16 protein-coding genes and 1 other RNA gene are annotated in these 14914 nt (G+C 69.3%); 12 read left to right on the plus strand and 5 right to left on the minus strand.

Features of this window, described 5'->3' with window-relative positions; translation table 11 throughout:
- Positions 1-55: 55 nt before the first annotated feature.
- Positions 56-178 carry a hypothetical protein gene (locus ACWGID_RS17935; RefSeq protein WP_452197804.1) on the plus strand — a complete coding sequence of 41 codons (123 nt, stop codon included), beginning with the start codon at positions 56-58 and terminating at the stop codon, positions 176-178.
- Here the strand turns inward: ACWGID_RS17935 and ACWGID_RS17940 are convergent.
- Complete coding sequence (locus ACWGID_RS17940) at positions 155-970, minus strand: TIGR03620 family F420-dependent LLM class oxidoreductase (protein ID WP_452197805.1); 816 nt, start codon at positions 968-970, stop codon at positions 155-157. The two genes, ACWGID_RS17935 and ACWGID_RS17940, sit on opposite strands and share 24 nt — an antisense overlap.
- A 146-nt stretch (positions 971-1116) precedes the next feature.
- Here ACWGID_RS17940 and ffs point away from each other — a divergent pair.
- Positions 1117-1213, plus strand: an RNA gene (ffs, locus tag ACWGID_RS17945) — signal recognition particle sRNA small type.
- 34 nt (positions 1214-1247) lie between these two features.
- Complete coding sequence (gene nadE / locus ACWGID_RS17950; RefSeq protein ID WP_452197807.1) at positions 1248-2066, plus strand: ammonia-dependent NAD(+) synthetase; 819 nt, start codon at positions 1248-1250, stop codon at positions 2064-2066.
- Here the strand turns inward: nadE and ACWGID_RS17955 are convergent.
- The 3 genes from ACWGID_RS17955 to ACWGID_RS17965 are packed head-to-tail and all read right to left on the minus strand — an operon-like array spanning position 2059 to position 3816.
- Entirely contained in the window at positions 2059-2907 is an 849-nt protein-coding gene (locus ACWGID_RS17955) for an alpha/beta fold hydrolase (RefSeq protein WP_452197808.1), read from the minus strand. The two genes, nadE and ACWGID_RS17955, sit on opposite strands and share 8 nt — an antisense overlap.
- A gap of 25 nt (positions 2908-2932) precedes the next feature.
- A complete protein-coding gene (locus ACWGID_RS17960) occupies positions 2933-3337 on the minus strand; it encodes a hypothetical protein (RefSeq protein ID WP_452197810.1) in 405 nt (134 codons plus the stop codon).
- A 2-nt stretch (positions 3338-3339) separates the two neighbouring features.
- Positions 3340-3816, minus strand: coding sequence for a MarR family winged helix-turn-helix transcriptional regulator (locus tag ACWGID_RS17965; RefSeq protein WP_452197812.1), 477 nt, complete (start codon positions 3814-3816; stop codon positions 3340-3342).
- A 165-nt stretch (positions 3817-3981) separates the two neighbouring features.
- Between ACWGID_RS17965 and ACWGID_RS17970 the strand changes: the two genes are divergently transcribed.
- Together ACWGID_RS17970 and ACWGID_RS17975 are read left to right on the plus strand one after the other, a co-directional pair.
- Complete coding sequence (locus ACWGID_RS17970) at positions 3982-5607, plus strand: long-chain fatty acid--CoA ligase (RefSeq protein WP_452197814.1); 1626 nt, start codon at positions 3982-3984, stop codon at positions 5605-5607.
- Positions 5608-5675: 68 nt separating this feature from the next.
- Positions 5676-5852 carry a hypothetical protein gene (locus ACWGID_RS17975; protein ID WP_452197815.1) on the plus strand — a complete coding sequence of 59 codons (177 nt, stop codon included), beginning with the start codon at positions 5676-5678 and terminating at the stop codon, positions 5850-5852.
- Between the two features lie 23 nt (positions 5853-5875).
- On the opposite strand, the gene ACWGID_RS17980 is transcribed toward ACWGID_RS17975, so the two are convergent.
- Entirely contained in the window at positions 5876-6691 is an 816-nt protein-coding gene (locus tag ACWGID_RS17980; protein ID WP_452197817.1) for a nucleotidyltransferase domain-containing protein, read from the minus strand.
- A 107-nt stretch (positions 6692-6798) separates the two neighbouring features.
- On the opposite strand from ACWGID_RS17980, the gene ACWGID_RS17985 reads away from it, so the two are divergent.
- The 7 genes from ACWGID_RS17985 (at position 6799) to ACWGID_RS18015 (ending at position 14823) form a co-directional block, all read left to right on the plus strand.
- A complete protein-coding gene (locus tag ACWGID_RS17985; protein ID WP_452197819.1) occupies positions 6799-9954 on the plus strand; it encodes a DNA polymerase III subunit gamma and tau in 3156 nt (1051 codons plus the stop codon).
- A 276-nt stretch (positions 9955-10230) separates the two neighbouring features.
- Complete coding sequence (locus ACWGID_RS17990) at positions 10231-10791, plus strand: YbaB/EbfC family nucleoid-associated protein (protein WP_452197821.1); 561 nt, start codon at positions 10231-10233, stop codon at positions 10789-10791.
- Position 10792: 1 nt separating this feature from the next.
- Positions 10793-11392, plus strand: coding sequence for a recombination mediator RecR (gene recR / locus ACWGID_RS17995; RefSeq protein ID WP_452197823.1), 600 nt, complete (start codon positions 10793-10795; stop codon positions 11390-11392).
- The gene (locus ACWGID_RS18000; RefSeq protein WP_452197825.1) at positions 11385-12029 is read left to right on the plus strand and encodes a DUF5063 domain-containing protein; all 645 of its coding nucleotides are present in this window, start codon (positions 11385-11387) and stop codon (positions 12027-12029) included. Before recR ends, ACWGID_RS18000 begins: the two co-directional genes overlap by 8 nt.
- 83 nt (positions 12030-12112) lie before the next feature.
- Complete coding sequence (locus ACWGID_RS18005) at positions 12113-12625, plus strand: hypothetical protein (RefSeq protein WP_452197827.1); 513 nt, start codon at positions 12113-12115, stop codon at positions 12623-12625.
- Positions 12626-12657: 32 nt separating this feature from the next.
- A complete protein-coding gene (locus ACWGID_RS18010; RefSeq protein WP_452197829.1) occupies positions 12658-13311 on the plus strand; it encodes a hypothetical protein in 654 nt (217 codons plus the stop codon).
- Positions 13312-13332: 21 nt separating this feature from the next.
- The gene (locus ACWGID_RS18015; protein WP_452197831.1) at positions 13333-14823 is read left to right on the plus strand and encodes a serine/threonine-protein kinase; all 1491 of its coding nucleotides are present in this window, start codon (positions 13333-13335) and stop codon (positions 14821-14823) included.
- Positions 14824-14914: the final 91 nt, after the last annotated feature.

The following is a 14914-nucleotide window of genomic DNA, read 5'->3' on the forward strand; positions in this document are numbered from 1 at the left end:
GATACCGGGCGGTGGTGGCGAATCCGAAATCGGGGCGGCGGCTAGGGTCGCGCGTATGGCGGAGTTGGTGCTGCGGCCGATCGGGCCGGGGGACGTCGAGGCGCTGCAGGAGCTGATCGAGTCCGGCCCGGGATACCGGCTGTACGAGAAGCAGCTACCTGAGCAGCACGGGAGCTAGCGCCTGCCACTGCTCGACCGGCTGTGGGCCGGTCACGCCGGTGAGGACGTTGACTGCGACGTGGTCGGCGCCGGCGTCGAGGTGTTCGGTCAGTTTGGCCTTGATGTCGGCCGGACTGCCCCACGCGGCGAGTGAATCGACCATGTCGTCCGGCAGCTCGGACAGGTCGCTGTCAGTGAACCCCTGCCGCTTCAGCGAGGCGACGTACCCCGGGATGTGGGTGAAGAAGCTGATGGTGTCCCGCGCGATGCTGCGCGCCCGGTCCGCGTCGTTCTCGACGACAACGAGGTGACTGACGGCCAGGAGCTTGTCCGGGCCCAGGACCTTCCGCGCCTCGGCAGAGTACGACGCAGTGGTCAGGAACGGGTACGCGCCGGCAGTCCGCTCGCCGGCAAGCTTCAGCATCTGCGGACCGAGCGCAGCGAGCACCAGACGCTCCACAGGTACGTCGACCTCGTCCAGGTAGGCGTTGAGCGTGGCGAGCGGCTTAGCGCCGTGAGCCCCACCCAGACCGACGGTGAACCGCCCCGGCGCGATCGTCTCCAGTACGGCGTACCTCGCGCTCACGTCGGCCGCGCTGTACTTCACCACCGCCAGAATCCCGCTGACGAACCGGATCGACGTCGTGGCCCCGACCAGGTCGGTGATCGTCTGCAGTCCGGGCAGTGGCCCGCCGGACAGCCAGATCACCGGGTACCCGAGCTCTTCGGCCGCTCGCGCCGCCGCGATGGACTCCGCACTGCTGTCGAGCCCGGTGGTGATCCCGAACGGGCCGAATTGATGATCCGTCACCCACCCAGCTTGAACCCGATCGGCGGACCCCGCACCCCTGTTCGCTCAGGGCGCACCAGAGGCCGATCGGGGCTTCCGTTGTGCGCGACGGGTAGTAAATGCCGTGCCGGATTTCGGGCGCGGTGACTCGATCCCGTACACTCATGGCTGGTTCCCCGCGTGGCGGTATCTCGCCCAAACCCCCCAGGGCCGGAAGGCAGCAAGGGTAAGTGAGCTCTTCCGGGTGCGCGGGGAATCCTCATGTCTAGGCTTGGTCTCCCCAAGACTGAGGAGATCGATGAACCCCGAGAGCGGTTACCTGCAGGAACTGATCATCGCCGAGCTCGGCGTGCCGGCGACGTTCGACGTGGACGGCGAGATCGAGCAGCGGGTCGAGTTCCTGGCTGACCGGCTCCGGCGGACCGGCGCGACGGCGTACGTGCTCGGGATCAGTGGCGGGGTCGATTCCGCCGCCGCGGGGCGCCTGTGCCAGCTCGCGGTCGAGCGGGTGCGGGCGGAGGGCGGTCAGGCGACGTTCGTCGCGATGCGGCTGCCGTACGGCGTTCAGGCCGACGAGGCGGACGCGCAGCGCTCACTGGAGTTCATCAAGCCGGACGAGACGCTGGTCGTCGACGTGAAGCCGGCCACCGACGCCATGGTCGAGTCGGTCCGGCACGCCGGGCTCGGCGACCGTGAGGACTTCCACGTCGGCAACATCAAGGCCCGCCAGCGGATGGTCGCGCAGTATGTCGTGGCCGGTGCCCGCGGCGGTCTGGTCGTCGGCACGGACCACGCGGCGGAGGCGGTGATGGGCTTCTTCACGAAGTACGGCGACGGCGCCTGCGACCTCACGCCGCTGTCCGGGCTGTCCAAGCGCCGCGTCCGCGCGGTGGGCGAGCGGCTCGGTGCGTCGCCGGACATCACCGGCAAGGTCCCGACCGCCGACCTGGAGTCGAACAACCCGGGCGTCCCGGACGAGGACGTGCTGGGCGTGACGTACGACGAGATCGACGACTTCCTCGAGGGCAACGACGTGGACGAGAAGGCGGCGAGCCGGATCATCGCGACGCACCGCCGTACCGCTCACAAGCGGGCCGTCCCGCTCGCGTTCAGCTGAGGTAGTCGGTCACCAGCCGGGTGAAGAGGTCCGGCTGCTCGGCGTGCACGAAGTGACCGGCGCCGGTCGCGTAGTAATAGGTGCCGTTCGGTACGTCGGAGCGGAACAGCGCGATCTCCTCCGGGCTGGTGACCGGGTCGTACTCGCCTTTGATCAGTAGGGCGGGGTGGGACAGCTTGGCGAGCGACGGCAGCAGCGGCTCGCCGAAGCTGGCCGATGTGGTGATCTGCTCGGAGAAGTGACCGGACCGCTCGTGGTACTCGTCGGAGATCTCGGTGTCCGCGGGCATCTGGAGGTCGCGGGAGTCCGGGCCGAGGTAGATCTCCATGCGCCGGTCGCCGAGCTGGGCGAGCAGATCGGTGCGTTCGTCCCACATGGCCTTCGTCGCTGGGCCGGTGTGCGGTGGGACCTCAGCGCCGGGGAGCAGTGGCAGCGCGGCCCGGACGAGGGTGTCGGTAGCGAGCACCATGTCCCAGCCGGGGTTCTCGAAGACGACTTTGGTGATCGAGTCCGGGTGCGCGACGGCGTACCGGAGTGCGATGCGGCCGCCGTACGAGTGGCCGAGGACCGCCCAGCGTTCGATGCCGAGCTGCTCGCGCAGGGCCTCGTAGTCGGCGACCAGGTCCTGTTCCGTGACCGGTCCGGTGAGTGGGTCGGACTGCTGCACTCCGCGCTGGTCCACGGCGATCAGCCGGAAGCTCTCGCCGAGGTGGTCGCCCTGGAAGGCCAGGAAGTCGTATGAGCCCGCGCCGGGGCCGCCGTGGACGAACAGCAGCGGCGGCGCGTCCTCGGGCCCGCGCCGGTCGACGTACAGCCTGGTGTCACGGACCTTCGTCAGCATGGCGTGAGCGTAGTTCGCGCACGTGTCAGGCGGTATGGGCCAGTTGCACTTGCCGGACGCGGTTGGCGAGGCGGGCCAGCCGGATGGTCGCGATGTTCCGGTACGCCGGGCGCAGGACGGTCGCGAGCGGGCCGGACTGCTCGAACGTGTGGGTGACCCGGCTGTCCGCTCCGATGGTCCACGTCCCGACCTCACGGAAGCCCGGGACGTGCCACACGATCTCGACACGGTCCGCCTCGACGACCGTGTACTGCAGCTCGCCGGAGAAGCCCGGCCGGACCCGGAGCGAGTAGCGGGTCCCCGGGTTGGTCTCGCGGGGGCCGTCGATGGCGAGGAACGCCTCGTTCCACTCCGGCAGTCCCAGGGCGTCGAGCAGGACCTGACGGATCGCTGCCTGGCCGGCGTGGATGGTCTCGGTGGCCTGTTCCATGACTAGTTCTCCTGGTGGGCGAGGGCGGGACCCCGTCGGCGGGCCAGCGCGGCCCCGGCGGGAAAGGCGTCGGCGAGGGTGCGGAGCGTGGTGATGGTCTCGTCGAGCGCCTGGCCGGCGACAAGGTCGTGCATCGTGCGGTGCAGCCGGTTCTCCGCGGTGATGATGCGGCGGTGCAGGGCGCGGCCCTGCGGGGTCAGGCTGAGCGTGAGATAGCGCTTGTCGACCTGGTCGATCCCGCGTTTCACCAGGCCCTGCGCGACCAGCCGGTCCACAAGCCGGCTCGGACTGTTGCCGGTCTCGCAGACGAGTAGTGCCCCCAGTGCGTTGAGCGTCATCGGACCGTGGTCGCGAAGGACGCGCAGAACCTCAGCCTGGGAAGGCGTGATGCCCAGCGGGCGCAACTCGGCCGCGAGTAGCCGGTTGCCCTCGCGCTGAATCGCCAGCACGAGATAGCGAAGCTCCTCGACAACCTTCATACCAGACATATTACACGACACGTATGTCGTGTCATATACCAACCGAACGTGTTCTTCGGTGATCGGTCGATTGCTGTTGCCGCAGGCGCCGGTTCCGGAAGAGTGCCGGAGAAAGTCCGGTTGAGGTCATGGTCAAGGTGACATCGCGACTGGCACAGTGTGTGCATGAAGGGTCTGATGCAGAACTACCAGCTGTCACTGGACACGATCTTCCGTCGTGCGGAGCAGTTCTACCCGGACAAGACGGTGCACACCGGCGGGCCGGCGCCGGTCACCCTGACGTACGGCGAGTGGGCCGACCGCACCAGACGTCTGGGTGGCGTCCTGGACGCGCTCGGGATCAGCCCCGACGGCCGCGTCGCCACCTTCGCGTGGAACTCGGGCCGCCACCTGGAGCTGTACTTCGCCGCGCCCTGCACCGGTCGGGTGCTGCACACGCTCAACATCAGACTCTTCCCGGACCAGGTCGTCTACATCGCGAATCACGCCGAGGACGAGGTCGTCTTCGTCGACCGGTCGCTGCTCGGGCTGTTCCTACCTCTGCTCGACCGGCTGACCCAGCTGCGGCACATCGTCGTCATGGATGACCTGCCACCGGGCGCGCCTGGCGCCGAGATCCCGGACGATCCGCGATTCCACGACTACGAGGAGCTGCTCGCCGCCGCGGACCCGGTCGAGTTCCACGTCGACGACGAGAACCAGGCCGCCGCGATGTGCTACACGAGCGGTACGACGGGGAATCCGAAGGGTGTCGTCTACTCGCATCGGTCCACCTGGCTGCACTCGATCGGTGTCCTCACCAACTCCGGCATCGGGCTGACCGAGACCGACAAGGTGATGCCGGTCGTGCCGATGTTCCACGCGAACGCCTGGGGTCTCGCGCACGCGGCGCCGATGGCGGGTGCGTCGCTGGTGTTCCCGGGGCCGGACATGAGCCCGAAGGGGATTCTCAAGCTGCTGCAGGAGCAGGAGGTGACGCTGTCCGCGGGCGTGCCGACGATCTGGCAGGGGCTGTTACCGCTGCTCGACGGGGTCGAACTCCCCAAGTTGCGGCGGATCCCGTGCGGCGGGTCCGCCGTACCCGAGGCGTTGTCGGAGGCGTTCCGGGAGAAGCTCGGCCGGCCGATCCTGCAGGCGTGGGGGATGACGGAGACGAGCCCGGTGGCGACCGCTTCCCATGTCCCGGCGCGGAACACGGATCTCCCGCAGGAGGAGCAGGCGCATCTGCGGGCTCGGGCCGGTCTCCCGCTGCCTGGCATCGAGGTGCGAATCGTCGAGCCCGGCTCGATCACGCCGCTGCCCTGGGACGACGAGGTGACCGGTGAGCTGCAGGTCCGCGGCCCGTGGATCGCCGCGGAGTACTACCGGCCCGACGACGGTGCGCAACTGAACACCGAGGACGGCTGGATGAAGACGGGCGACGTCGCCGCGATCGACCAGTACGGCTCGGTGCGGATCGTCGACCGGACCAAGGACCTGGTGAAGTCCGGTGGCGAGTGGATCAGCTCGGTCGAGCTGGAGAACCTCTTGATGGCCCATCCCGCGGTCAAGGAGGCCGCGGTGATCGGCGTACCGCACCCGAAGTGGGACGAGCGGCCGCTTGCCTGCGTCGTACGTGTCGAGGGTTCGAGTGTGACCGGCGAGGAGATCCTCGAGTACCTGCAGCCGCTGGTGGCTAAGTGGTGGCTGCCGGATGCGGTCGAGTTCATCGACGAGGTGCCGAAGACGTCGGTGGGCAAGTTCTCCAAGAAGGATCTGCGGACCCGGTTCGCGAACTATCACATGAAGTGAGTCCCCGGCATACGTAGGTTGGTTGCTGTGGGCATCTGTGCCTGCGGCAACCAATCCGAGGAGGCCCCGTGGATTCCAGCTCGAGCGGCGCGATCGGCGACCCGGACGACACCAACGACAACCCCGTCGGCGACGCGGTCGTGGACGGCGTCCGCAAGGCCCTCAACAAACTCGGCCCCACCGGCCAGAAAGCCGCCAGCCACCTCCCGGAGAAGCCGGCCCCGGAGGAACCTCAAGGGGAGTGATGCGGGGAGCGTACGGCGGTGGGTTAGGTGAAGTTGAGGTGGAAGTGGTTGTGGAGGTGTTGGAGGGTCGCGTCGACGAACTCGGTGGGCCACGGGTTGTCGGTGAGTTTGGCCAGGGCGGTGCCGCGGGTGATGAACTGGCGGCAGATGTACTGGTGCGCGGCGATCACGTCGGCCGGGTCGGTGCCGACCGCTGGGATGGCTTCGAGGGCGGCGCGTTGTTCGTCGGAGAGTAGGGCGTTGAGGCGCTTGGCTCCGCTGGTCCGGCGTACGCCGCGTTCGGCGAGCATCAGGGCGACGAGCTGGTCGCGGACGACGCCGACGCCCTGGTTCGCGACGATCCGTTCGTCACGACCGAGGACTGTGACCAGGTTGCCCAGGAAGTAGAAGAAGAGGTTGACGGTGCCGGCCGGCCAGTACGGTTCACCAGGCCGGCCACCCTGCGGTGCGATGTCGCCGTCCGGGAACAGCGTCCCGTCCCGGTCGAACAGCACCTTGACGCCGTCGTACTGAAACCGGTCGAAGGACGCCAGCGGGTGGATGATCAGGTCCACGTGCAGCCAGTCCGGCGTGATCCCCAACCCGCCGATCAGCCCGGGAATCCGGTCCGCGTGGACGGTCGGCCCGGTGAGTTCCCGCAGTACGTCGTCCCAGTGCTCCTCGAACCACGCCGTACTGTCGTCAGCCACCACCAGATGGACATCGACATCGCTGAACCGGTCGGCCGCCCCCGTCGCGAAGCTCCCGATCAGGTACACCGCGAGAACCCGCGAGTCCGCGACAAACGCCTCCCGCGCCCGCTGAATCACGCCCTGCTGCCGCTCGTCCCCAGTCCACATCCCGCCCACCCTAGGCGGCCGCCGTATCACCGACCCGATCCCTGCCACGCGCCGGTGCTACGTGGAGTGGGCGGGGAAATGTCCGGGGGCGGCGCTAGGGTTGCCGCGTGGAAGCGCCTCTTGCTCTGTATCGCCGGTACCGCCCGGAGACGTTTGCGGAGGTGATCGGGCAGGACCATGTCACCGCGCCGCTGCGGAACGCGTTGAGTAACAACCGGGTGAATCACGCCTACTTGTTCTCCGGTCCGCGTGGGTGTGGGAAGACCACCAGCGCGCGGATCCTCGCCCGGGCGATCAACTGCGAGAAAGGCCCGATCGCCGAGCCGTGCGGGGTGTGCAAGTCGTGCACCGACCTGGCGCGCGGCGGGCCTGGCAGCATCGACGTGATCGAGATCGACGCGGCGTCGCACGGTGGTGTGGACGACGCCCGCGACCTGCGCGAGCGGGCGTTCTTCGCGCCGGTCGAGAGTCGCTACAAGATCTACATCATCGACGAGGCGCACATGGTGACCACGCAGGGCTTCAACGCCCTGCTGAAGCTGGTCGAGGAACCGCCGCCGCACCTCAAGTTCATCTTCGCGACCACCGAGCCCGACAAGGTGATCGGGACGATCCGCTCCCGGACCCACCACTACCCGTTCCGGCTGGTGCCGCCGAAGGTCCTCGCCGAGTACATGGCTCGCCTGTGCGAGGCGGAGGGCGTCGCGATCGAGTCCCAGGCACTGCCGCTGGTCGTGCGGGCCGGCGCCGGTTCGGTGCGTGACTCGCTGAGTGTGCTCGACCAGTTGATCGGTGGCGCGGGGCCCGAAGGGGTGACGTACGAGCTGGCGGTCGCGCTGCTCGGGTTCACGCCGGATTCGCTGCTCGACGCGTGCGTTGACGGGTTCGCGGCGCACGACAGCGCGGCGGTGTTCGAGACGATCGACAAGGTCATTGAGACCGGTCAGGACCCGAAGCGGTTCGCCGAGGACCTCTTGCGTCGGCTGCGGGATCTCGTGGTGCTGTCCGCCGTACCGTCTGCCATTACCTCCGGCTTGATCGAGGCCGCCGAGGACCAGGGCGAGCGGCTGCAGACCCAGGCCGCCGGCATCGGCCCGGCTGAGCTGACGCGGGCGGCTGACATCGTCGCGGCGGGTCTGCTGGAGATGCGTGGGGCGACTGCGCCCCGGCTCCAGCTGGAACTGATCTGCGCCAAGGTGCTCCTGCCCGGCGCCGACGACTCCACCAACGGCATCCAGGCACGCCTCGACCGCATGGAACGCCGCCTGGCGATCGGAGTCCCCGGAGGTACGCCGGACTTCGCGCCGGGTGCCGCCGGCTCGGTCGGTGGTGGCGCCTCGGGAGCTCCCGGTGCCGCCGGGATGGGCGCGGCCGGTGGAGCGGGCTCCCATGGTGACGCGGGTTCTGGCGCACCGGCGGACGCGTCCGCGAGCCGAGCCGCCGCCCGAGCAGCTGCAGCCGGCAGCCGCGCTGACACCACACACACCCCCTCCGCGGGCGATGCAAGTGGCCCGGGCGGTGCCGGAGGTACCGGTGCTCCAGGCAGCGCCGATCGCGCAGGTAGTGCGGCTGACGCGAGCGGCCCAGGCGGCGCGAGCGGGCCCGGCGGTGGGTCCGGTGATGGTGCGGTTAGTGGTGGTCAGTCCGGCAACGCTGGCGCTGCGGTGGCTCACGGTGTGGGCGGGGCGGCGGCTGGTGCTGCCGCTGGAGCCGCGTCGGATGACGCGGGGGCGGGTGGCACAGCGTCTGTTGGCGCGGCGCCGCGTGGAGCTGGGTCCGGTGGCACTGGGTCTGGTGCTGCGGCGTCTGGGGGTGGAGCGCGTACGGGGTCTTGGGGGGACGAGCCGTCGGTGTCGGCTGCTCCGGGCGCGCAGTCCGCGCCCGCACAGTCCGCAGCGCCCGCGCAGTCGGCGCCCGCACAGTCCGCGCCTGCGCAGGCTGCGGCGGGTGGGGCTGTTGGGTTGGTGGACATTCGGCGGTTGTGGCCTGAGGTGCTGGATGCGGTGAAGGCGAAGCGTCGGTTCGCGTGGATCATGTTGAGCCAGAACGCTCAGGTGATTGCGATCGACGATCAGACCCTGACGCTCGGTTTGGTGAACGCCGGTGCGCGAGAGAGCTTCGCGCGTTCTGGCAGCGATGAGATTCTTCGGCAGGCGATGATCGACACCATCGGTGTCAACCGCCGGATCGAAGCGGTTGTTGACCCGTCGACGGATCCGGGTGCTGGCGGTGCGAGCCGGTCGGGTCCGCAACCCGGCGGTGCTGGGCCGCAGTCCGGTGCCTCCGGTCCGCAGTCCGGTGGCGGCGGTTCGCAGACCGGCGGCCCCGGAGCACAATCCGGTGGTCCCGGCACGGGTGGCGCTGCAGTTGGTGCGGGTGCTGCAGGCGGAGCCGGCGAGCCAGGAGCCGGGTTCGGTGCGAGCGGGTCTGGCGCAGGTGGGTCGGGTGCGAGCGCGGGTGGACCGGGTGCTGGTGGACCAGGCGTCGGCGGGCCCGGTGCCGGTGGAGTTGGGAACGTGGCTGCGGGAGCTGGCTCGGCAGGCTCAGGTAGTTCGGATGGTGCTCGTGGCACGACCGGGGCCGGAAGTCTCGGCGGAGGTGCGGCAGCTTCCGATGGTGCCGGCGTCGCGGGTGGCGCAGCGGTCGTCGAAGGTCTGAGCGGGGCTGCAGGCGCCGAGGCTGCAGGTGGCGGAGCTGGTGGTGCAGGAAGTGCCGGGTCTGCTGCAGGCGGTGCTGCTGGTGGTGCCGCAAGTGGCGCGGTCGTAGGTCGCGGCGGCGCTGCTGGTGGTGCGCCAGGTGCTGGGGCTGCTGGTGGCGCGGGCGCGGGGGCTAGGCGGGGTAATAGCGCTGGTGGTCGGAGTGGGGCTTGGGGTGAGGAGGCTGGGGCGGCGGTTGCGTTGCGGGAGCCGCCGGATGAGTACGACGTACCTCCGGAGCCTGATCCGTGGGAGGACGGGCCTGGGGCGCGTCCGGCGCGGCAACAGCAGGCGGCGCAGACTCAGAAGGCCCCGCAGGCTCAGCAGCCGGTGGGGGATCGGCGGGAGCAGGCGGCTAGTAAGCGGCGGGCTGCGGAGGCGGCGGTTGCTGCTGAGCAGGCGCGGAAGGCTGCAGCTCCGGTTGCACCTGAGGTGCAGCTGACGCCGGAGGAGGAAGCGGACTCGATCGGCGAGGACGACCTGGTGCTCGAGGAGGACTCGCGGTCGCACACGGACCTGCTGCGGGACACGCTCGGCGCCGAGATCATCACCGAAGAGCCCAACTGAGTTCACGCCGGCGCCACCCGCTGGTAACAGGCCCGTCCACAGGCTGCGGGCCCGAGTCACGCTCGGTATCCACATAATCCACAGGGCTGTGGATAAAGATGTCCACAAGACTGTGGGTAACCATGGGGAGACTGGTCGGTTTCTGGGTCGCGCTGGGCTTGTCCGAGGGACCGGCTAGTGTTGAGGCTCCGGTGGGAGACAGGCCCGGAAACGGTGTGTCGAGGCCGGGACGGTAAGTACGGGGCTCGGGAGAGCGGTTCGGACGAGGAGATCGCAGTGTTCGACGGTGGCGGTGCTGGGGGCTTCGACATGTCCAACCTGCTCGCGCAGGCGCAGGCGATGCAGAACCAGCTGATGGAAGCGCAGGCCGACCTGGAAGGTCAGGAGATCGAGGGTTCGGCCGGTGGCGGTCTGGTGACCGCCCTGGTGTCCGGCACGGGCGAGCTGCTCAGCCTGAACATCAAGAAAGAAGCCGTCGACCCCGACGACACCGAGACGCTGGCCGACCTGATCGTCGCCGCGGTCCGGGACGCCTCGGAGAACGCGAAGCAGGCCGCGGCCGCCGCGATGGGTCCGCTGGCCGGTGGGCTCGGCGGTGCGTTCGGTGGCGAGGGCGGCATCCCCGGCTTCGGCGGCAGCCCGTCGGGGCAGTCCGGCCAGCCCGGGCCGGCAGGTTTCACCCTGCCCGGTGCGGCGCAGCCCGCGGTCGAGTCCGGCGACGACGAGCCGAAGCCGGGCAACGCACCGAAGCCCGGCAGCGAGAGCGACCAGAACGGCGGTGTCGGGTTCACGAACCCGGGGAGCGCGACCGGCGAGCCCGGTCAGAACCCGGGCTGACGTGTACGAGGGGGCCGTTCAGGATCTCATCGACGAGCTGGGGCGCCTGCCCGGAGTGGGTCCGAAGTCCGCGCAGCGGATCGCGTTCCACCTGCTCGCCGCGGACGAGACCGACGTACGGCGGCTTGCGCACGTGCTCGTGCAGGTCAAGGAGAAGGTCAAGTTCTGCGAGATCTGCGGCAACGTCGCGGAGGACCCGCAGTGCCGGATCTGCCGTGACCCGCGCCGGGACCTGAGTCTGATCTGTGTGGTCGAAGAGGCCAAGGACGTGGTGGCGATCGAGCGCACCCGCGAGTTCCGTGGCCGGTACCACGTGCTCGGCGGTGCGATCTCGCCGATCGAAGGCATCGGGCCGGACGAGCTGCGGATCAAGGAGCTCATGCAGCGGCTGGCCAGCGGAGAGGTGACCGAGATCATTCTGGCCACCGATCCGAACCTGGAGGGCGAGGCGACGGCGACGTACCTGAGCCGCTTGCTGCGACCCATGGGGTTGCGCGTGACCCGATTGGCTAGTGGACTTCCAGTAGGCGGTGACCTCGAGTATGCGGATGAGGTCACCCTCGGACGGGCGTTTGAAGGGCGACGATCGATCGATGACTGAACCAACCGATATTGCGGAACGCGCTTTGGGGACGGACAGCGAGGACCTGACCGAGTTCGCGGAACAGATCGCCGACCAGGTCCGGAGCTTCCTGATCTCGGTGCGTGACATCGCCGCGCAGCCGGACGAGGACGGGGTCGACGAGGGCCTCGCCTCCCTGCCGTACCTGCTGCTCGAGGTCAGCCAGCTGCTGCTCGCCGGCGGCCGGCTCGGCGCCTTCGAGGACTTCGTCCCGGAGGAGCGCTTCGAGAGCGACGCCGGACCGGATCCGGACCTGGACGCGATGCGCGACCGGCTCGCGGTGCTGTTCGAGGGCCTCGACGAGTACGCCGAGGTTTTCGACCCGTACGCCGCTCCGCCGGAGATCACCGTGAACCGGCTCTCCGACGACCTGACCGCGATCGCGACCGACCTGGTGCACGGCCTCGCGCACTACGAGGACGGCCGGGTCGTCGAGGCGCTGTGGTGGTGGCAGTTCTCCTACGTTTCCACGTGGGGTGCCGCGGCGAGCGCCGTACTGCGGGCCATCCAGTCGCTGATCGCGCATGACCGGCTGGAGCCGGCGCACGACGCGGAGACCGAGGCGACCGACCGTGAACTGGTCGAGGTCGCCGAGGAAGCCGTCCAGCGCCGGTAGTTATCCACAGGTTGCTCCTGACCGGCCCACGCGGGGGTCCTCAGCCCATACGGTGAGGACTCGATCCCGGTCAGGAGGCCCGTGTGGAGCAGCAGGTGAAGGAACTCAGCGCGACGTTCCGTACGTCGCGCGTGCGGGCGATGATCTGGGCGCCGATCGCGACCTTCTTCGTCGTCGGCTTCTTTCCCCGCAATCTGGACTACGAGAATCCAGTCTCGGACGTGTTCTTCAATCTCGTCTGCCTGCTGTTTGTCGTCCTCGCGGTCCGCGCGTGGATCGCCGTACTGCGTCCGCGGGCCGAGCTCCGGCTCGCCTCGGAAGCGCTCACGATCAAACGCGGTCGTCGCGAACTGATCGCGCCGTGGCAAGCCGTCGGGCAGATTCGCGTCGTCTGGCACTCGAAGCGCCCATGGGTGGTCGTCTGGCTCGACGCGACCCTCACTCCCGACGAGGTGCCGGTGTCACGCCGTGAGGATGGAAGCTACTGGGTGCTCCCGGTCGGGCTCGGCCGGTCGACGCGCAAGCGCACGCAGCAACTCGAGAAATTCCGCACCGACGTCATGGGGTACGGCGGCCGTTACCTCGACCCGTTCTGAGCCGTGCACCGCGGACTCGGTTGAATGGCGCTGTGTCAGTTCTCGAAGTGGTGCGGCAGATGCCGGAAATCAGCGTCGTACGGCGGGTCAGCCGGGCGTTGGCGGTGCTCGATCTCGTGTTGAACGAGGACGACAGCACGCGGTACTACGAGTTCGACGCGCGCTGGTCCGGGACCGAGGAAGCGGCGTTGATGCGCGACGGGTCGGGAAACGAGTACTCGATCGTGTTCTCACCCGACGGTGCGTTCGCGTACGGGTTCGATCACGAGTCGCCGATGTCGCCGTACGGGAACGACATGGAGTGGTGGCCGGGGCTGCTGGACGGCGTACCGGAGGTGTTCCGCGAGGCGCGGGACGACAAGGCGTTCTGGGACCCGGCCGGTGCGCCGCGGGCGACGGTGTGTTTCTGGCGGACGACCGACGACTCGTCCTGGCGATGCGGTCCGGTCGAGAACGTCGACGCCGACGGGGCGGACCGGCTCTTCGATCTGGTGGCCGACGGGCGGCCGGAGGCGTACCTGACGTTCGCCGAGGAGTACTACGAGGTGGCGCTCGACCTGGAAGCGATCCGGCACGTGTACGCGCTGATGCCGTTGACGGAGTACGTCGTGACGTCGCTCAACCGGCAGCGGCGGTTGGACGACCTCGCGGAGGGGATCGCCGAGATCGGGTACCCGCGATCCTGAAGCGCGTTAGCGTGACGCCCGATGACTACGCATCCACAGGATCCGGCCGTGGTCGGGTCGTTCGCGATCCAGGGCCGGCTCGGCCGTGGAGCGATGGGTGCGGTCTATCTCGCGCGGTCGCCGGGCGGCCGGCTGGTCGCGGTGAAGGTGGTGCGCGATGAGCTCGCCGGTGACTCGGGGTTCCGGGCGCGGTTCGCGCGCGAGGTCGCCGCGGTACGGAAGGTCAGCGGAGCGTTCACGGCGGCGGTGATCGACGCCGATCCGGACGCGGACCGGCCGTGGCTGGCGACCGAGTACCTGCCAGGATCCACGCTGCAGAAGGCGATCGAGACCTCCGGGCCTTTGTCGCCGGACAGTGTCTGGTCGCTCGCGGCCGGGCTGGCCGAGGCGTTGATGGCGATCCACGCGAGCGGCCTGGTGCATCGCGATCTCAAGCCGTCGAACATCGTGCTCACCGACAACGGCCCGCGGGTGATCGACTTCGGGATCGCGCGGGCGCTGGAGGAGACGAGCCTGACGGCGACGGGCGTCGTGATCGGTACGCCGGGATACCTGTCGCCGGAGCAGATCACGGGGAACGCGATCGGGCCTGCGAGTGATGTGTTCGCGTTGGGAGCGGTGCTGGTGTTCGCGGCGTCCGGGCGGGGACCGTTCGCGACCGGGAACCCGGCGTCGTTGCTGCACCGAATCGTCAACGAGCAGCCGCACATCCCGCCGCTACCGGGCCCGCTGTACGACGTCGTACGCCGGTGCCTCGCCCGCGACCCCGCTCACCGCCCGACGCCGGCCGAAATCCTGCAAACCCTCAGCCCGCCGGCCCCAACCGCCCTCCTGCATCCCCCCACCCTCATCCTCCCAACCCCAACCAAGCACCTCCCACCACCACAGAGCCGACCGCAGCCGAGCGCACCGCAACTGAACCCACCGCATCTGAGTCCACCGCAGCCTCCCCAGCTACCGCGACCGCACCAGCCCCAACTGCAGCTTCCGCAGTTGCCCCAACCGCAGGTCGTCGGCGCGACCTTCACCACGAGCCGCGCGCGATCGGCTGTCTTCGCCGCCATCACCACCTTCCTGGGCCTGGCGTTCATCCCCAGCAACCCGCAACTCCAAGCCCAGCACCCGGTCCTCTCCACCCTCTCCGCCCTGGTCTCTCTCACCTTCGGGTACTTCGCGATCCGCCACTGGATCCTCGTCCTCAGACCCAAGGTCGTCCTGCGCCTGTCCCCCGAGGGATTGACCGTCACCCGCGCCTACCGCGAGGCCACCGTCCCTTGGAACGGCGTACCGCGGATCCGCGTCGGTGGTGACGTCAAACGTCCGTGGCTGATCGCCTGGCTCGAACCGCCGTACCAGAACCAACTCCCCGTCTCGCACCGCCGCCACCACGGCGCCCTGCGCCTCTACCCGATCGCCCACGGCGCCACCCACCCGCGCCGCGTCACCCAGGTCAACGAACTCCGAGCCGCCCTCAACTGGTACGCCGGCCCCCGCCACGACAACACGTACTAGCACCGTTTGAGGGGGCGGCCCCGGAGAAGGGGGGGGGGGCCGCGGGAGGGGTGTGGGGGGCGGGGGCGGGTGAGGGGGGGGGCCGGGGGGC

Source organism: Kribbella sp. NPDC054772, from assembly GCF_053611945.1.

Bases quoted from the DNA above. Each gene is read 5' to 3' on its own strand.
- ACWGID_RS17980 (WP_452197817.1), bottom strand. From the start codon at position 6,691: ATGTGGACTGGGGACGAGCGGCAGCAGGGCGTGATTCAGCGGGCGCGG.
- ACWGID_RS18000 (WP_452197825.1), top strand. From the start codon at position 11,385: ATGACTGAACCAACCGATATTGCGGAACGCGCTTTGGGGACGGACAGC.
- ACWGID_RS18015 (WP_452197831.1), top strand. From the start codon at position 13,333: ATGACTACGCATCCACAGGATCCGGCCGTGGTCGGGTCGTTCGCGATC.
- ACWGID_RS17935 (WP_452197804.1), top strand. From the start codon at position 56: ATGGCGGAGTTGGTGCTGCGGCCGATCGGGCCGGGGGACGTCGAGGCG.
- nadE (WP_452197807.1), top strand. From the start codon at position 1,248: ATGAACCCCGAGAGCGGTTACCTGCAGGAACTGATCATCGCCGAGCTC.
- ACWGID_RS17960 (WP_452197810.1), bottom strand. From the start codon at position 3,337: ATGGAACAGGCCACCGAGACCATCCACGCCGGCCAGGCAGCGATCCGT.
- ACWGID_RS17970 (WP_452197814.1), top strand. From the start codon at position 3,982: ATGAAGGGTCTGATGCAGAACTACCAGCTGTCACTGGACACGATCTTC.
- ACWGID_RS17965 (WP_452197812.1), bottom strand. From the start codon at position 3,816: ATGAAGGTTGTCGAGGAGCTTCGCTATCTCGTGCTGGCGATTCAGCGC.
- ACWGID_RS17955 (WP_452197808.1), bottom strand. From the start codon at position 2,907: ATGCTGACGAAGGTCCGTGACACCAGGCTGTACGTCGACCGGCGCGGG.